2 protein-coding genes are annotated in these 21,429 nt (G+C 41.1%); both read right to left on the bottom strand.

The annotated features are described in order from the left end of the window. Positions 1-52 precede the first annotated feature (52 nt). Positions 53-14,962: a non-ribosomal peptide synthetase gene (locus tag I6L50_RS30250; RefSeq protein ID WP_219303916.1), complete on the bottom strand. Its 14,910-nt coding sequence runs from the start codon at positions 14,960-14,962 to the stop codon at positions 53-55. Next, the gene (locus I6L50_RS30245; protein ID WP_219303915.1) at positions 14,959-21,429 is read right to left on the bottom strand and encodes a non-ribosomal peptide synthetase; all 6,471 of its coding nucleotides are present in this window, start codon (positions 21,427-21,429) and stop codon (positions 14,959-14,961) included. Before I6L50_RS30245 ends, I6L50_RS30250 begins: the two co-directional genes overlap by 4 nt.

The raw sequence follows: 21,429 nt of genomic DNA, 5'->3' as shown, positions 1-21,429 counted from the left end.
ACGACTTTAATAATAACAATGTTCGTTTATAAAGTTGCCTATTTTGCGCTCTCTACTTTTCCGTTAGTGAAAGGGACGTCTCTTTTATTCCTTCTAATTCATTTAGTAGATACTTAGCTAACTTTTCAACTGCGGGGGAAGCTACTATTTCTTCGTGTGATCCAGGGACCGAATACATATTCACTCTTCCTTTTAATAAAGGCTTCCAATCCGTAAACAATTCTTTACCTTCCTCAGCACTAAAGTAAATGACTTCTCCAAAATATGGTGTTAAATCATGCTCTGCCATTAAATTAAGACATTTCCTGTGAGCATTGATAATTTGCTTCAAATTCGTAAGATTTGCATCAGGCGGGAGTACTCCTTCCACAATTAATTGCTCAACAAGCATGTCCTGTTGATGAACAAGCTCTTCTTCCTGATCCACTAACTCTATATTGATGAAATGCTCCAATATATAAGATAGCATTTCATCTTCTGTCTTGTAATCCCGTTCTGAAGGCACCTTGGTATCCAATAGTACCAACACCTCAACTTCTTCTCCCTGGTTCCGTAGCATAGTTGCAATTTCATAGGCGATGGCACCGCCCAGAGACCATCCTCCCAGACGATACGGCCCCTCTGGCTGAGCCCGCTTCATTTCCTCGATGTAGAGTTGAACTACTTCCGATAAAATCAACCCGTTCATTCCTTCTTTCTCTACGAGAGGATTCTGTAGACCATAAAATGAGCAGTGATCCTTGAGTAACCTTGCTAGCTGAATGTAACAGAGTACATTACCCATAAACGGGTGAACACAGAAGAAAGGTCTTTTCTCTGATTCTTGTAATGGAACCAGAACCGATAATGATTCTTCCATACAATGATTCTCACGGATGAGACAAGCGATTCCTTCCACTGTCGGATTCTTAATTAGTGCGGGCACCTTAATCTCTTTTCCAAATTTCTCTCTGACCTTTGAAATCAATTTGATTACAAGGAGAGAGTGACCTCCTATATTGAAGAAATCATCGTTTACATGGATATCTTCTAACTGTAGCAAATCCTGCCAGATTGTAATCAGCTGATACTCGATTTCATCCCGTGGGATGATTGGTGTAGAAAAGGTACTTTCTCTTTGAATCGTTAAGCTGTTCAGTGCCTTTCGATCAACCTTCCCATTTGTTGTAAGCGGAATCGCATCCACCTCAATAAAGTGTGCAGGAATCATATAATTCGGTACTTGCCTCTTGAGATGCTCACGCCATTCATGCATACTTCCTTCACCCACCACATAGGCAACCATTCTCCGATCTCCTGGTTGGTCCTCTCTTATCAAGACTACCGCCTCTTTCACCGATGGATGACTTTCTAAATTCGCTTCAATCTCTCCAAGCTCAATCCGGAATCCTCGAATTTTCACTTGATTATCGATTCTTCCCAGATAATCCAAATGGCCATCAGCTAAATAGCGGACTAGATCCCCCGTCCGGTATAACCGTTCCCCTTCATTAAATGGATGAGGAATAAAACGTTCTAACGTTAACTCTGGACGATTCAAGTATCCTCTCGCTAGGCCTGCTCCACCGATATAAAGTTCACCCGTTACACCAACTGGAACAGGTAACAACTTCTCATCCAATACATAGGCTTGAACATTTGGCAACGGACGCCCAATGGTTACTCTCTTACTATCTTTTTTGATACGATAGCATGTCGCATCAACCGTACATTCCGTAGGACCATATACATTATAAAAATGGATATGGTCATTCTCTACTAGTTGTTCCCACAGTGATGGCATAATCGCTTCTCCACCGACCAGTACCTTGCTTGGAACATGAACACTATCGTTTGTTTCTAACAGCCCCTCATCTATGAGTAATTGGAGTAGTGAAGGTGTTATATCGAACATTTCCAACTTATTCTCCCGAATATAAGATACAAACTTTTGAGGATCACTGCGAACTTCTGTTGAAATAATATATAAACTAGAACCATACAAAAGCATTTGTAATTGTTTAACGGATGAATCAAAGGCGATTGAGGCATTTAGACCAACGCGCATGTTATCATGTGCCCGATGTGAAAAAACCTCTTTCTGTAAACCATAGGATAGATTTAATACCGAATGATGCTGCACCATAACCCCTTTTGGATTCCCGGTCGAGCCTGAAGTGTAGATAACATACGCCAAGTTTTCTCCTGTTACTTTACATATTGGTGAAAGGGTGTTTTCTTGCGAAATCATTGCTTGATCTCGGTCCAAACAAACTGTTTCAACTTCTTCAGGTATCCAACCTTGTGATACTTCGTTCGTAACCAATATTTGGATTCCTGTGTCCTCCAGAATATATCGTAGGTGACTTTCTGGATACGATGGATCCAGCGGAACATAGGCTGATCCAGCTTTCAAGATTCCCATGAGACCGACAATCATCTCAACTGAACGTTGGAAACAAAGCCCGACCAATGACTCCGTCCCAATCCCACATTTCTGAAGATAATGGGCCAATTGGTTTGCTTTCTCATTCAGCTCTCGATACGTCAACCGCTGATTTTCATCCACCACTGCCACCGCATCAGGTGTACGATCCACTTGATCTTCAAAAAGTTTGTGGATCACACTTTCACGTGGATACGCTGCTGCATTATCATTCCATTCTTCCAGTAGTTGTTTCTGTTCTATTTCCGTAACATACACCAGCTCCGACAGAGTTTGATCAAAGTTCTCGAACATTTGCTTTAACACCTGGCTTAAATGCCCCAGCATCCGTTCAATAGTGAGACCATTAAACTTGCTACGATCATACTTCAACTTTAACAACAACTGGCTTTCTGGGACAACTGTCAATCCTAATGGATAATGAGTTTGCTCTACTCCTTCCAACTCACCAATTTCTAGATTTCCTGAGGACTCCTCTTTCACTGGGTAGTTTTCAAACACATACAAGCTATGGAACAGCGGGGTTCCTCTAGGAACTTCACTCCATCCTTGAATCTCTGTCAAAGAAGCATATTCATATTGTCTTCTTTCTATCTCTTCCTCTTGTATCTTCTGCAACCAATCCATTATTTTTATATTATCTATCAACTGAATTCGTGTCGGTGATGTGGTAATAAAAGGACCTACAATGTTTTCAACATCAATAATCTCCGTAGGGCGTCCTGAGCTAGTTACACCATAGACAATGTCATCTTCTCCACTATACCGGCCCATGAGATACGCCCACGCACCTTGAATTACCGTATTCAAAGTGAGCCTATTGCGCTTCGCCCAGTTTTGTAACGCTTGGGTTTGCTCTTCTGATAAATAAGTTACCTTCTCTGTGTAACCTTTTTCTTGCTCTTTACTTTCTAAGCCCAGCAGAGTTGGAGCTGTAAAACCTTTAAGTTTCTCTCTCCAGAATTGCTCCGCCTGATCCTGATTCTGCTCTCTTAGCCATTGAATATATTTCTTGTATGGCGATGACTTAGGTAAATGCACGGCTTCTCCATTCATTCTCTTCTGGTACACTGTAAGCAATTCGTTAAAGACCAGTGGTAGGCTCCATCCATCCAACAGAATATGGTGATGTGTCCAAACAATCCGATATTCTTCCTCACCTTCTTGAATGACAGTCACCCGCATCAATGGCGCTTCATCAAAAAGAAAGGCTTGTTTTCGATCCAATGCCAAAAAGGCTTTTCTTTTCCCCTCTTTTTCTTCAGCAGTCAGCGTACGCCAATCTTCTACATTCACCTTAAATGGAACACTCTCATACACCACTTGTAAAGGCTCTTCAACTTCATCCCAAAGGAAAGATGAGCGAAAAATTTCATGCTGCTGAATTACCGATTTCCACGCCTGTTCGAAAGTTACAATATCCAATTCTCCTCTAATCATGAAACTTAATTGCACTATATACGGCGCTACATGTTCATCCCCTTGGTCATGCAATGTATGGAAAATCATACCTTCTTGCAAAGGCGATAGTGGATATAAATCGGTAATCTGATAATTATTTCCACGATTCATCTTGGATAATACTTTTGTCAAACTGGCTTGGTCAAGATTAGCCATCACAAAATCAGAAACGGTCAGTGCAGATTCTCCATCCGCAGATTGAATCAATTTACTTAGTTGATGGAGCATATTCTCTGCAATACTTTGTATCGTTGATTTCGCGAATTGTCCTACATTGTATACCCAAGTGAACTGAAGTTTCCCATCCGTTACAATTCCAATTACATCGATTAAATGCAAGCGCTTGGAACCAGAAGCATGATCTAAGCGCTTAAATCCGTTCTCCGGAATAAGCATTGCATCGTCAGAAAACATTTGGTCAAATTGTCCAAGATAGTTAAAACTAATAGACGGTGTATGTTGAGACCCCCATTTCTCACACATTGTTGTGTTCAGATACCGCAAAACCCCATGGTCAACACCCTTATTAGGAATTTGACGCACTTGTTCTTTAACTAATTTTAATGCTGCAATTGGCGTGTCGGCACCGGTAATATTTAAGTGAACAGGATAAATACTTGTAAACCACCCCACAGTTCTAGATAGGTCAACGTCTTCGATAATCTCTTCCCGACCATGCCCCTCCAAATCCACGGTCAGCGTCGGATGACCTGTCCATGCTGCCGTAGCCTGTACCAATGCTGTCAATAGTACCTCATTGATTTGGACACGATGAGTGCTTGAAATTTCTTTCAATAACGTACGGGTCTCTTTCTCATCCAGCACCACGGTAATCTCCTCGGTTCCTGTGTTTGCTGGAACTTCGAGGGTGGTATCCACTGGTAGCATAGCCACTTCTTGTTCGGATTGCTGCTCCCAGTAATCACGCACTTCTTGCACAATTCCAGCTTCAGCGTAATGATGCAATTTCTCCGACCACGCTTTAAAGGATGTACTCTTTGTAGGTAATTGGATCATCTGATCCTGACTCGCTTGATTATACGCCGTTTGCAAATCCTCCAGTAAAATCCTCCAAGAAACACCATCCACTGCTAAGTGATGAATCACCCAGAATAATCGGCCGGCTCTTTTCTCACCTTCATCAAAATACACCATTCTCATTAGCGGTCCTGCGTGTAAGTGCAAGCTTGCTTGTGCAGTGTCAATCTCCGTTTGAATCACTTGATGCCATTCTGCTTGTGGCACTTCGTCTAATGAAATAACGGTCAGCGTCGATTGTTCTTCGATCCCTTCGTTCCGCTGTTTCCAAGCTCCATTCGGTAACCGTTCATATCTTAAACGCAAAGCATCATGATGGATTAGAAGGGCACTCACAGCTTTCTCCAGTAATACTATATCCAGTCGCTCTTTTGTTCTAAAAAACATGGATTGATTCCAATGGTGTGGGTTTGGATGATCTTGTGCAAAAAACCATTGCTGGATTGGTGTAAGGATCAGTTCTCCAGTTACAACTCCCTGCTCTGCTTGTACACCCTGTTCTTCATTGACTACTTGCGCCAACTCGGCAATCGTTTGGTGTTCAAACATTTGCTTTGGCGTCAATTGCAAACCTGCTTGCTTCGCACGAGAGACAATCTGAATGCTGAGAATTGAGTCTCCACCAATTTCAAAGAAGTTATCATGGATTCCCACCTTTTTAATCCCTAATACTTGCTTCCAAATGGTGGCCAGTGTTTCTTCGTTACCATTCCGCGTGGCAACACATTCACTTTCGATTTCCCTCTCCTCTGGTACAGGTAAGGCCTCACGATCAACTTTTCCGTTAGCAGTTAGTGGAATTGCTTCCATCATCACAAATCCTGAAGGAACCATATGGCTTGGTAGTTCCGCCTTAAGATAATTTCTCCACTCACCTACATTCCCGTCACCCACGACATATGCCACCAACCGTTTATCACCCGGCTGATCTTCTCGAACAATCACAACAGCCTCTTTTATGGAGACATGTGCGTTTAAAGCAGATTCAATTTCTCCGAGCTCAATTCGGAAACCACGGATTTTCACCTGGTGATCAATCCGCCCAAGATAATCCAGATTTCCATCAGGTAAGTATCTCGCTAAGTCTCCTGTCCGATATAATCGCGCTCCTGGGTCACTACTGAATGGATGAGGAATGAAACGCTCTGCAGTCAATTCGGGTCTGTTTAAATATCCACGTGCAAGTCCTGCTCCACCAATATATAGTTCGCCAGCTACGCCAATAGGCACAGGTTGTTGACAAGCGTCTAGTACATACAATTCTAAATCTGGAATCTGTTTTCCTATATTACTTCTCAAAGCATGCTGCACATCATCTTGAGTAATTGGATAATACGTAACATGAACGGTAGTTTCTGTAATTCCATACATATTAATTAACTGTGGGTTCTGCTCTCCATACCTTTGAAACCATGGTAACAAGCTGGTAGGATCGAGTGCTTCCCCACCAAATATGACATAGCGCAGATACAAATCTTTCTTCTCATCTTCTTGTTCACACACTTGTATCAATTGTCGAAATGCGGATGGTGTCTGATTAAGTACCGTAACCTTCTCCTTTACTAACAGTTGATAGAAATCCTTGGGCGATCGACTAATCCAGTAAGGAACAACAATCAATCTTCCGCCATGGAGTAACGCCCCCCAAATCTCCCATACCGAGAAGTCAAACGCATAAGAATGGAAAAGCGTCCAAGTATCTTTTTCATCAAACTGATACCAACATTCCGTTGATTTAAATAAACGAATCACATTGTGATGCTCTACCATAACTCCCTTCGGATTCCCTGTTGATCCCGAAGTATAGATTACATACGCCAAGTTTTCTCCTGTCACTTCACAAATTGGTGAAAGGGTGCTTTCTCGCGAGATCATCGCTTTATCCCGATCCAAACAAACTGTTTTGATTTCTTCAGTTATCCAACCTTCTAATGCTTCGTTCGTGACCAATACTTGAATCCCTGTGTCCTCCAGAATATATCGTAGGCGACTTTCTGGATACGATGGATCCAATGGGACATAGGCTGCCCCAGCTTTCAAGATCCCCATGAGACCGACAATCATCTCAACTGAACGATGGAAGCAGAGACCAACCAATGACTCGCTCCCAATCCCACATTTCTGGAGATAATGTGCCAATTGGTTTGCTTTCTCATTCAGCTCTCGATACGTCAACTGCTGATTTTCATCCACCACCGCTACCGTGTCAGGTGTACGACCCACTTGATCTTCAAAAAGTGTATGGATCACACTCTCACGTGGATACGCTACAGCATTATTATTCCACTCTTCCAGCAATTGCTTCTCCAATTCCGATAGCATCTTCAGCTTCATCAATGATTTATCAGGATGTTCCACGATTTCATTCAACCAGTTTTCAAAATGCTCAGCCATACGTCTGATCGTTACAATGTCAAATAAATCAGTCTTATAGTCAAAACAAAGGAATAAACCCTCTTCCACCTCTGCGGCGCTTAAACTCAAATCAAACTTGGCGATCAAAGCATGACTTTCCATCGGTTCTAAACTTCTTCCATGAAGCTCTGGAAGCTCTCGTTTCGTGTTTTGTAAGGTAAACATGGTTTGGAAGATCGGAGAATGACTTGTACTTCGCTCGGGTTGTATGACTTCTACAATCTTTTCAAACGGAACATCTTGGTATTCATACGCCTTCAATGCTTTTGTACGTACCTGAGACAACAACTCTTGGAATGTCGGTGCGCCACTTAAATCAGCCCGATAGACTAACGTATTGACAAAGAAACCAATCAATCCTTCAATCTCTCGATAATTTCGATTCGCAATTGGGCTTCCAACAAGAATATCTGATTGTCCTGTATAACGGGCAAGGAAACTTTGATAAGATGCCAATAAGGTCATGAAAAGCGTTGCCCCTTCTTGACGACTAAGTTCGTTTAATTTATCCAGTAATGAGCGTGACAACAACACATTATGAGTTAATCCATGGTGGGTTTGCACCGGAGGACGGGGACGATCCATCGGCAACATTAAGACTGGTAACTCACCAGACAGTTCTTCCTTCCAATATGCAAGCTGTTGATTTAGTACCTCCCCTTTTAACCAATCCCTTTGCCATTGAGCAAAATCGGCATATTGAACTGGTAATGGTGCGAGCTCTGCTGGTTTTTCGCCAATCGCCCCCTCATAAAGTACCATCCATTCTTGGAACAAAATTTCCATCGACCATCCATCCGAGATAATATGATGCATATTACACAGAAGAACCCATTCTTCTTCTGAAATTTTCACGATTTGTCCACGGAACAATGGCCCTTGCTCTAAGTCAAATGGGGATTCGACTTCAGTTTGAATCCATTGCTCCACTTCTCTTTCTCTCTCTCCTGGAGAAATCTTAGTTAAATCAATTTGTGGAAGGGAACGGAAAGTATACGGTTGAATATTCTGCACAGGATGACCGTCCACTTCATGAAATACTGTCCGCAATGATTCATGACGCTCTATCAACTGATTCCATCCCACCTCCAACGCTTCAGGTAACCAATTCCCTGTAAGACGGCATACCATTGGCATATTATAAAGTGCACTATTAGGTGCAAATTGATCGATAAACCATAAGCGCTGTTGGGCATAAGAAAGTGGAAGGTTATCTCCTCGTTCCATCGGCATCAATGGTGGAATTTCTTCTCGTTTTTTGCTTCCCTTACGTAACTGATCCATTCGTTTCGATAATGCCTCGACCGTTGAATATTCGAACAGTTCACGTACCGGTAATTTGATTTGAAAGACTTCTTGCAAGCGTGAGACCACTTGTGTAGCAAGTAGAGAATGACCACCAAGTTCAAAGAAAGAATCCTGAACACCTATATTTTCTATTCCTAGCACTTGACTCCACACTGAAGCGATAAGTTCTTCTAACGGAGTTCGTGCGTGAACGGTAATTTCAGTAGATACTTTGCTAGGTATTGGCAATGCCTTTAAATCAAGTTTTCCATTCGGTGTAAGTGGTAAAAATTCCATCTCAATAAAGTTTGTTGGGACCATATAATTTGGTAAATGTGTTTGTAGATGCTCTCGCCATTCTTGGACACTTCCTTCACCAACTACATAAGCTACTAATCTCTTGTCGCCTGGATCATCCTCTCGTACCAATACAACCGCTTCTTTCACAGAAGAATGCACCTGCAAAACTGCTTCTATTTCTCCCAATTCAATCCGGAAACCACGAATTTTCACTTGGTCATCTATACGACCATGGAACTGGAGAGCACCATCAGAAAGATAACTTGCTTTGTCTCCGGTGTAATAGAGACGTTCTCCTGATTTGAATGGATGCGAAATAAATTTTTCCTTTGTAAGGTCCGGACGATTAGCATATCCACGAGCAAGACTCTTCCCTCCAATATAGAGATCTCCAATCACACCACTTGGTACTAGCTGAAGATGAGAATCTAACACATAAACTTCTGTATTCGCAATCGGTCGACCAATCGATGGCGTACCTGTTGTCACTCCTACAGGTACATAACAATCCGTGGTAACAACGGTATTTTCCGATGGACCATACTGATTGATTACCGCAAAAGGAATATCGTTAGATGGATACTGCGTTAATTGATCCCCGCCGGTAATGATAAAACGAAGATCCGTTTTACCTGGCCAAGATAATTTCAAGAGTCTTTCCAGAATAGGCGTAGGTGCAAAACTAGCTGTTATTCGCGAATCAATGAGCCAGTCTCTTAGTGCTTCTGGATTAATTCTCAGTTCCTCTGTTGACAAGTAGAGTGCTGCACCAGCAGTTAGATACGGCCAAATCTCCTGGACGGCCGAATCAAAAGCAATCCCTGCAATCTGAGTCGCACGATCCTCTGCTGTAATACGATAAACTTCTTGATGCCAAGAAACCATATTCATTAATGAGCGATATTCAATCATGACACCCTTTGGTTTTCCTGTAGAACCAGAGGTATAGACAATGTAAGCTAAGTTCTCTGGATTTATCTGCCGCGTAGGTGCGATTACGCTTTCCACTGTTAATTCTTCTAACCTTACCATTTCGACCTGTTCGAAAAGGCCTTCTTGTCCTTCCGCCGTCACTACAAATTGAATTCCTGCATCTTCAATCATGTATTCTAACCTTGATTTTGGATACAACGGATCTAAAACGACATAAGCTCCACCAGCTTTTAATATGCCCAGTAAACTTACCATGAGCTCAGCCGACCTCGGAAGATAAACTCCCACGACTGACTCTGGAGCAACTCCTTTTCGCTGTAAAGCATTTGCCAACTGATTTGCTTGTGCATCCAGTTCACCGTAAGTCCAATCTTTTGTTTGATCAACTACCGCAATCGCTTCAGGACGCTTTGCTACTTGTTCCTCAAATCTGTCGCAAATAAGACCCTGTGGGGGCATTTCCATTACAGTGTCATTCCATGTTTCTAATAACAAAGTACGCTCAGGTTCCGATAGCATGCTCAGACTATGCAACGGATTTTGCGGGTAATGGGAAACTTCGTGTAGCCATTTCTCAAAGTGCCCTGCCATCCGTTCAATAGTTGTGGCATTGAATAAATCCTTATTGTATTCAAAAGTAAAACGTACTCCCTCTTCCGTCTCAGCTACCATTACACTTAAATCAAACTTTGCGATTGGACTATGGCTTTCTATCATTTCAATACTTCTACCAGATAACACCGGGAACTCTTGTTTCATATTTTGCAAGATGAACATAGTCTGGAAGATTGGCGAATGACTTGTACTCCGCTCTGGTTGTACAACTTCTACAATTTTTTCAAAAGGGATATCTTGATATTCATACGCCTTCAATGCCTTTTGACGAACCTGAGACAAAACATCCTGAAATGTCGGTCTACCACTCAGATTAGCCCGATAAACCAATGTGTTGACAAAGAAACCAATAAGTCCTTCAATTTCTCTATAATTTCGATTAGCAATTGGACTTCCGACCAGAATATCTTCTTGTCCCGTATAACGTGATAGAAAACTTTGATATGCAGCCAACAGCGTCATGAAGAGTGTAGCCCCTTCTTGGCGACTAAATTCGTTCAATTTGTCATGTAGCGTGCTTGGCAGAACCAGAGTGTATGTCGACCCGTCATGAGTTTGTATTGCGGGACGCGGGCGATCCATAGGAAGTTGGAGTACAGGAAGCTCCCCAGACAATTCTTCCTTCCAATATTGGAGTTGTTGATCAAGCACTTCCGCCTTCAACCATCCTTTTTGCCACTGAGCGAAGTCGGCATACTGAACCGGTAATGGTTCAAGTTCTGCTACCTTTCCATCCGTAGCTTTCTCATAGAATGCCATCCATTCTTCAAGTAGGACTCCCATTGACCATCCATCTGAAATGATATGATGTAGAGTACAAAGGAGAATCCATTCTTCCTCTCCCACTTGCAAAATACTTGTCCTGATCAGTGGACCCTCGCCTAAATCAAATGGCACTTCTGTTTCTTGTTGAATCAAACGTTTAACTTCTTCTTCTCGGTCTTCTGGAGAAAACATAGTTAAATCCGTTTTCGGAATTAATCGAAAAGCATACGGTTCAATTTGCTGTACGGGTTGACCGTTCACTTCATGAAAGACCGTCCGCAATGATTCATGACGCTCTATTAGCTGATTCCATCCCGTTTCCAATGCCTCAGGTAGCCAACTCCCTGTAAGGCGGCATACTATTGGCATATTGTAAAGTGCACTATTAGGTGTAAATTGATCGATAAACCATAAGCGCTGTTGGGCATAAGATAGTGGAATAGTTTCCCCTCGTTCCATCGGCATTAGTGGCGGAAAATCTCGTTTTCTATCTCCTTTACGTAACTGATCTAATCGCTTTGCCAGTGACTCCACCGTTGCATACTCAAATAGTTCACGTACCGGTAATTCGATCTGAAAGATTTCCTGTAAACGTGACACTACTTGAGTAGCTAGTAGCGAGTGACCACCGATTTCAAAAAAGGAATCCTGAACACTAATATTTTTTATACCTAACACTTGGCTCCATACGGAAACGATGAGCTCCTCCACTGGTGTTCGTGATGAAGTAATATCTTCACTTATGAACTGCGCTTCCAATTCCAGTAAGGCTTTCCGATTCACCTTACCATTTGGAGTGAGTGGCATCCCTTCAATTTTGAAAAAGTATGCCGGAACCATATAATGTGGTAGTTGCTTCTTGAGATATTCACGCCACTCTCCAGTATCCCCTTCACCCACTACATAAGCTACTAACTGCTTATCTCCTGGTCGATCTTCCTTCACCAACACGACAGCCTCTTTTACAGATAAGTGATCATGTAAAGCTGCTTCGATTTCTCCCAGTTCAATTCGGAACCCTCTGATTTTGACTTGGTTATCTATTCTTCCAATATACTCCAAGTTACGATCATTCATATATCTCACTAGATCACCCGTTCGATATAATCGTTCCCCTTCTTTAAAGAGATGCGGAATAAAACGTTCAGTAGTTAAATCTGATCGATTGAAGTAGCCACGCGCCAAGCCTACTCCACCAAGGTAAAGTTCCCCCGCCACACCAATCGGTACCAACTGTTGATGTTGATCCAATACATACAACTCAGTATTATCAATTGGACGACCAATTGGAATAAGCATTGGTTCTTTTTCTAAATCACAATCATAACAAGTCACATCCACAGTCGCTTCGGTAGGGCCATACAAGTTAATTAACTTCGTTTGCTGAACATCGTAAAATCCCCCCTTAAACCGGCGAACCTGTTCAGTGTTTAATGCTTCTCCACTAGTAAAAACCTGATTTAATGACGATACATCTCTTTTCGATTTATATTGTTCCATATAATCCAAGAAAGTAGATAACATCGACGGAACAAAGTGCATCGTGGTCACGCGATATCGTTCGATATACTCCTCAATCATCGCAGAATCTTTCTCACCTCCGGGTGGAAGTAAACAAACACGTGCTCCTACAAATGACCACCAAAATAATTCCCAGACAGAAACATCAAACGAAAACGGTGTCTTTTGTAAAATTGCATCCTCCTCAGATAATGGATATTTTTTCTGCATCCACTGTAGGCGGTTGATTACCGAGTGATGTTCAATCATTACTCCCTTTGGATTCCCTGTTGAACCCGAAGTGTATATGATATACGCTAAGTTATTTGCTGTCACTTCACTCACCGGAGTCAAATTACTCTCTTTAGAAATCATTACCTGATCCCGGTCTAAACAAATTGCTTGGATATCTTTAGGTAACCAGTCCTGTAGTGCCTCTTTTGTTAACAACACTTGAATTTGTGAATTCTCCAAAATGTATCTCAAGCGGTTTTCGGGATAACTTGGGTCCAGTGGGACATAAGCCCCACCTGCTTTCAAAATCCCAAAGAGACCAATAATCATATCAGGAGAACGTTCAATACATATACCAACCAATGATTCAGGTCCTATACCCCGTTTTTGTAGATAATGTGCCAATTGGTTCGATTTTTCATTGAGTTCTTGATAAGTTAACTTTCCACCTTCATAAACTACCGCCACCGCATCAGGTGTACGTGCAACTTGCTTCTCAAACAGCTCATGAATCATAGACTCATGACCATAAACTACGTCAGTGTCATTCCATTCTTCTAGGAGCTGTTTCCGCTCTGTGTCCGATAACATTGACAGCTTTGTATATGATTTATCTGGGTGAAACGCGATTTCATTTAACCAGTTCTCAAAATGGTCCGCCATACGTGCAATAGTACTACTATCAAATAAATCTTTGTTGTATTCAAAAGAGACAAATAGACCTTCATCCACTTCGTAGGCAGTTAAACTCAAATCAAATTTCGCAATAGACATATTACTTTCTACCATTTCGATACTTTTACCAGACAAATCTAGTCGTTCTTGTTTTATATTCTGTAGTGTAAACATGGTCTGGAAGATAGGAGAATGACTCATACTTCGTTCAGGTTGCACAGCTTCTACCACTTTTTCAAACGGTATATCTTGGTATTCGTAAGCTTTTAACGCCTTTTTCTTTGTTTGAAGCAAAATCTCCCGAAAAGTAGGGGTTCCACTCAAATCCGCTCGGTAAACCAACGTATTAACAAAGAAACCAATTAATCCTTCTACTCCCTTATGATTCCGATTTGCAATCGGACTTCCAACGAGAATATCTTTTTGCCCCGTATAACGGGCAAGAAAGCTCTGGTATGCAGCCATTAAAGTCATAAATAAGGTAGACCCTTCTTGTCGACTTATATCCTTCAATTGATTGAGTAATTTATAAGGAAAAATCACATGATGCGTATCCCCAGCGTAAGTTTGCGTAACCGGTCGAGATCGGTCCACTGGCAGTTGTAATATAGGAAGCTCCCCAGACAATTCTTCCTGCCAATACGCGAGTTGACGATTTAGCACATCACCTTGCAACCACTCCTTTTGCCACTTCGCAAAGTCTGCATATTGAATTGATAGTGAATTTAATTTAGCAGGATTCCCGCCCGTTTCTTCTTCATAGAAAGCAAGTAATTCATTCATGAATATACCGATGGACCAAGCATCAGAAATAATATGATGCATCGTACACAGTAATAACCATTCATCCTTTCCTAATTGAACAAGCTGATTACGAATTAAAGGGCCATTCATTAAATCAAATGGTTCTTGTGCTTCTCTCACAATTAAACTATCTACCTCTTTTTCTTTTACTTCTAGAGGAAGGTGAGAGTAATCCCTTACAGGTAATATGCTAGGAAGGAAATCGACAATATGTTGTACAGGTTGTTCTCCTACTTCTTTAAAAACGGTTCGTAATGATTCATGACGTTCAATGAGTCGATTGAATCCCTTTTCTAATGCTTCAGGAATCCAATTTCCTTTTAGACGCCATACCGTTGGAATATTATATAAAGAACTGTTTGGGTTAAATCTGTCCATAAACCACAAACGTTGTTGTGCATGAGACAATGGGAGTGCTTCTTTATTCTCCTTTTTTTGCATTTTCTTCTGAAGCCAAGCTCTCTTCTCAGGAGAAAGCGAACTCAGCTTTGCAAGTAAATCACTTCTCATTTTTTTACCCCTTCCTCAATCAAATTACTCTCGAATATCCCTTGTGCTTCTTCCTCTGATAGCTCTTCTAATTGCTTAAGCAGTTCAAGTAATTCTTCATCATTACTCACTTCTGCTTCTTTTTGAATATAGTCTTGAAGACTTATATTATCCTTACTATCATTCTGCATTCCTTGATTTCTGTTATAGAGCAATTGATCAATCTGTTCTGCCAATTGCTGCACCGTATGGAACATAAATAAATCATGCAATGGTATCTCAATTCCAAAAGCCTCTTTAAGATTGGAAACAGCTTGCGTAGCAAGTAATGAATGGCCACCGATTTCAAAAAACGAATCCTGGATTCCAATATTTTCTACACCTAAAACTTGATGCCATATTGAAACGATTGTTTTTTCCGTAGACGTACAAGGGGCAATATACCCACTCGCTATCTCCTGTCTCTCTGGTGCTGGTAAGACCTTCCTATCAATTTTCCCATTTGGGGTGAGTGGAAATGCGTTCAATCCGACAAAATAGGCTGGAACCATGTAATTTGGTAACTGGGCCTTGAGATAATCACGCCACGTATGAGCATCCCCATCTCCCACAACATAAGCAACCAAACGTGGATCACTAGGATATTCTTCCCGCACCATCACAATGACTTCGTTAACTAATGCATGCTTTTGTAATGTCGCTTCAATTTCTCCTAGTTCAATCCGGAACCCACGAATTTTCACCTGATGATCGATTCGGTCAAGATACTCCAAATTCCCATCCGGCAGATACCTTACTAGATCTCCAGTCCGGTATACTCGCTCTCCATCTTTAAACGGATGCGGTATAAAACGCTCTTTTGTTAAGTCAGGGCGGTTTAAATATCCACGTGCTAATCCTGATCCACCAATGTAAAGTTCACCAACTACACCAATTGGAACCAATTTTTGTTCCGCGCTCAGTACATATACTTCCGTATTAAAGACTGGTTTACCAATTGGTGGTACCCTATGCATGCCACCCTTTTCTAATTCCATATATGTGGAATACGTAGTATCTTCGGATGGCCCGTATAGGTTGTACACCTTTTCAATCGGACTTCTCTCGTATAAGTCTTGAACAAGTGCATGTGGCAATGGTTCTCCAGCCAAATTCATCACCTTTACCGAAGAAGGGATTGTATTTGCTCGAACCAGTTCCTTTGCTGCTGATGGCACAGTATTGACCAGGGTCACACCCTTGGTAAACAGCCTGTCTAGGTGTAGAGCATTTTCAGCGACAATCACCTTACCACCCATTGTCAAGGGAACAAACACTTCAAAAACGGATAAATCAAAGGATAGCGAAGTTGAAGCCAACACTGCTGTTAAATCTTTTCGGGAATATGTGTGATGCGCCCAATGAATCATTGTTACTGTATTTCTGTGCTCAATCATTACTCCCTTTGGATTTCCAGTGGAACCTGAAGTATAGATGATATAGGCTAAGTTATTGCTCATCACTCCACTTGTACACACCGTAGTTACTTCTTGTTCTATTTCTGCTCGATCACGATCAATACAAATTACGTCAACAGATTTAGGTAAAACCATTTTTTGCTGTAACTTTTCCTGTGTCACCAGTACCTTTATATGAGCATCCTCTAAAATATATTGCAGTCGACTTTCCGGATACGCTGGATCAATTGGGACATATGCTCCTCCTGCCTTCATGATTCCTAAGAGGCCGACAATCATCTCGGATGAACGTGTAACGCAAATCCCAACCAATGACTCGCATCCTACACCATTTTTCTGTAGATAATGAGCCAGCTGATTCGAGCGTTCGTCCAATTCTCGATATGTTAGTTCTTCATCTTCGCACACTGCTGCAATTGCTTCTGGTGTTTGTTTCACTTGTTCTTCAAACAATGTATGAATCGTACTTTCTCGTATATCTACAACACCTGTTTCATTCCATTCCTCTAGTAGTTGCTTATATTCTGCTTTCGATAACATATCCATTTCCGATAATAAATTTTTTGGATAAGATACAATTTGATATAACCAATGTTCAAAATGACTTGCCATACGTTCAATGGTTGTATCATTAAACAAATCAGTATTATATTCAAAGGTTAGTGATAATCCTTCTTCCGTCTCAGAAGCAAATAAACTCAAATCAAATTTCGCGACAGAAGCATGACTTCCCATGAGTTCCATGTGTCTTTCAGATAGCTGAGGAAACTCTTGTTTCGTATTCTGTAAAGTAAACATAGTTTGAAATATCGGTGAATGACTTGTATTCCGTTCCGGTTTTACGGATTCAACCACTTTCTCAAATGGAATGTCCTGATACTCGTATGCTTTTAGTGCTTTTTTTCGTACCTGCGACAAAAGTTCTTGGAACGTCGGATTTCCACTGAAATCAGCTCGATAAACCAACGTATTTGCAAAGAAACCTATTAATCCTTCAATCTCTTTAACATTTCGATTTGCAATTGGGCTCCCAACCAAGATGTCGTCTTGTCCTGAATAACGAGAAAGGAAGCTCTGATACGCTGCCATCAAGGTCATAAATAAAGTGGATCCTTCTTGCAGGCTTAAATCTTTGAGCTTTTCCAGTAGGGAATTCGCCACTAATAAGGACTGACTCGCACCACGGTGGGTTTGAACCGCAGGTCGAGGACGATCCATCGGTAATTGTAAAACCGGTAGCTCCCCAGACAATTCTTCCTTCCAATATTGGAGGTGCTGATCCAAATTCTCTTCATTTTGCCATGCCTTCTGCCACATGACAAAGTCTGCATATTGGACAGATAACTCCTTCAGTTCCGCCGGTTTTCCACTTAGTGCTCCTTCATAAAAAGCCATCCATTCTTCAAGTAAGATTCCCATTGACCACCCATCCGAAATAATATGATGCATCGTACAAAGGAGAATCCATTCTTCCCTGTCCACTTTCAATATTCGTGTTCGAATCAGAGGACCTTGTCCAAAGTGAAATGGCTCCTCCGCTTCGTTTTGAATGAGCCGTTTCATTTCTCTTTCCCTATCTTCCGAAGAGAGGTCTGTTAGATCCGTTTGAGGGATGGATCTGAATACATGAGATTGAACCTGTTGAAAAGGTTCACCTTCTTGTTCTAGAATTATCGTCCGTAATGATTCATGACGTTTCAACAACTGATTCCATCCGGCCTCCAATGCTTCAATTGACCATTTTCCTGTTAAACGACACGCTGCATGAATATTGTACATCGCACTATTTGGCATTAATTGATCAATAAACCATAGGCGTTTCTGTGCATAGGAAAGTGGAATAAATTCTTCCCGCATCATAGGTACAAGGGATGGAACCTCTCGTTTTTTATCTTCTTTGCGCAACTGATTTACTCGTTTCGCTAATGCTTCCACTGTATCGTGCTTGAAAAGTTCACGTAGCGGGATTTTAATCTGGAACAATTCTTGTAATCGAGAGACGATTTGAGTAGCGAGTAGTGAGTGCCCACCCCGTTCAAAAAAGGAATCCTGAATACCGATATTTTCTGTTCCTAACACTTGACTCCAAACCGAGGCAATAAGCTCTTCCGAAGGCGTCCGAGGTAGAACATTTAAATTCCCTATAGGTCGCTCATCAGGTGCTGGTAAGGCCTTTCGATTGATTTTCCCATTCGGAGTAAGCGGGAACTGTTCTAACTCTACAAGGTGCGCTGGAATCATGTGATTTGGCAATTGGTTTTGTAGATACTCTCGCCACTTTCGGGTATTTCCATTGCTTATCACATATGCCACCAATCGCTGATCGCCCGGACGATCTTCTCTAACTAATACGACAGCCTCTTTAATAAACGAACATTTTTCTAAAGTCGCTTCAATTTCTCCTAGTTCAATCCGAAAACCACGCATTTTTACTTGATGGTCCATTCTCCCTATAAATTCTAAATTTCCATCAGTTAGATATCTTACTGAATCTCCTGTTCGATATAGTCGATCTCCCAATCGAAATGGATGCGAAATGAATTTTTCGGCAGTGAGAGTCGGACGATTTAAATATCCACGCGCTAAACCAGCACCACCAATATATAACTCACCCTCTATGCCTATTGATTGCAAGCGTTGATTCTGGTCAAATACATATAATTGCGTGTTCTGTATCGGCTGCCCAATAGACACAAATTCTTGAATAGGTTGCAAGTCAAATGCATTTACATAAATAGTGGCTTCAGTTGGTCCATAAAAGTTGGTTAATTTTACTTGTCCGCTATGATTCCATTGCTGTTGAAATCGTCGAACCAACCCTGAACTTAGTTCTTCCCCACCAGAAAACACATGACGTACGGACGAACAATTCATGTTCAATTCAATATGATTGAAGTGATCTAAGAAAACAGATAACATCGAAGGTACAAATTGAACAATAGTAACCTGATGTTTTTCAATCACTTCAGCTATAATGGAAGGATCTTTTTCTCCACCTGGAGGCAGGAAAGATACACCTGCTCCCACGTGAATACCCCAAAATAACTCCCAAACAGATACGTCAAATGAGAATGGCGTTTTCTGCAAGACCACATCCTTTTCAGAAAGTGGATATTGATGTTGCATCCATTCTAGATAATTAATTACTGAATGATGCTCAATCATCACTCCCTTTGGATTCCCTGTAGATCCTGAGGTATACATAACATACGCTAAACTTCTTCCTGTTACGCCACTTATACATGGGGTTGATTCTTCTTTTTCAATTGCAGTATAATCTTGATTCATACAAATCGTTTCAACGTCTTCAGATATATATAAATTTTCAGAATTCTCTTCCGTCACTAGTACTTCAATTCCAGCATCCTCTAATATATAACGAAGCCGACTCTCTGGATAAGTAGGATCAAGTGGAACATATGCCCCTCCTGATTTTAGAATACCTAATAACGCTATCATCATTTGTAATGAACGTTCCATATATACTCCGACAAGAGATTCTGGACCTACACTACGCTTTTGTAAATAATGTGCTAACTGATTAGCACGCTCATCCAACTCTCTATAGGTAATTTGTTCATTTTCGTAAATAGCTGCGATTGCTCCTGGCGTTTTCTTAACTTGCTCCTCAAATGCCGTATGAATCATGCCCTCAGCTGAATATTTTACTTGAGTATTATTCCATTCCTCTAGTAACTGTGTCTGCTCTTCCATTGTTAAATGAGTAATTTCGGAGAGCTTTGAATCTAGGCTCTTTTTCATCTGAATTAATGTTTGCAATAAGTGACCCTGGATTCGATTTATTGTTTCTTCATTAAAATAGCTCCGGTCATACATCAACTTTAAAGTAATTTCCTTACCAGGCATTACAATGAGTGTTAAAGGATAATTTGTTTGTTCCACACTTTTAACATCTAGTAATCTTAAATCATCATTTCTCTCACCTTGAATTGGGTAATTTTCAAACACATACAAGGTATGAAATAAGGAGCTATTCCGCGGAACCTCACTCCACCCTTGAATATCAACCAACGAGTTATATTCATATTGTCTTCGTTCCATTTCTTTCATCTGTATTTTACGAAGCCAATCTACTACTAATGTATCATTCGTTAATCGAATTCTAGTAGGTAATGTGTTAATAAATAGACCTACCATATTCTCTGCTCCTATCAAATCAGTAGGACGTCCAGAGCTAGTTACGCCAAATACGATGTCACTTTCACCGCTATACCTACTCATCAAATAGGCCCATGCGCCTTGTACTAACGTATTCAATGTTAATCGACTATTTCGTACCCACTCTTGTAAATTCTCAGTGAGTTCCTCAGATACCTGATAAACACACTCTCCATAGCCCTTCTCCTGTTCTTGATCTTTTCTTTCCATCGCTAATGGCGTAGGTGCATAAAACCCCTTTAATTCTTCTGTCCAAAATTCCTCTGCTTGACTTTGATCTTGTTTATTTATCCACTGGATATATTTTTTATAAGGAAGAGGTTTAGGAAGATTCAACAATTCTCCCTTTATCATCTTGAGATAAACTTCCATCACTTCACTAAAGACCAATGACACACTCCACCCATCTAGCAAAATATGATGATGTGTCCAAATGATTCTCGTTTCCTCTTCTGCTTCTTTAATCGCAGTGACTCTCATCAACGGTGCTTCATCCAATAAAAATCCTTTTCTACGATCTGCAGTCAAAAACTGGTGTAATTTCTTCTCCCTCTCCTCATGCGAATGGGCACTCCAATCCTCTTGATGAATAGTAAAAGGAAGACGTTGGTAAACTGCTTGCAGAGGTTTTTCTACTTCCTCCCACACAAATACTGAGCGTAGAACTTCATGTCGATGAATAACATATTCCCAAGCCTTTTCAAAAGTAGCAACATCCAATTGCCCCCCGAGCAAGAAGCCTACTTGTACAATGTAGGAAAAAGAATGTTCATCATCTTGATCGTATAAAGTATGAAACAATATTCCTTTTTGCAAAGGTGATAATCCATATATATCTATAACGTCTCCCAT

It is taken from the genome of Bacillus sp. FDAARGOS_1420, assembly GCF_019344915.1.
GTDB lineage: Bacteria > Bacillota > Bacilli > Bacillales > Bacillaceae_G > Bacillus_A > Bacillus_A mycoides.
Note: the sequence above shows the minus strand (reverse complement) of the source record. Positions and strands in the feature narration are given on the sequence as shown.

Bases quoted from the DNA above. Each gene is read 5' to 3' on its own strand.
- I6L50_RS30245 (WP_219303915.1), bottom strand. From the start codon at position 21,429: ATGGGAGACGTTATAGATATATATGGATTATCACCTTTGCAAAAAGGA.
- I6L50_RS30250 (WP_219303916.1), bottom strand. From the start codon at position 14,962: ATGAGAAGTGATTTACTTGCAAAGCTGAGTTCGCTTTCTCCTGAGAAG.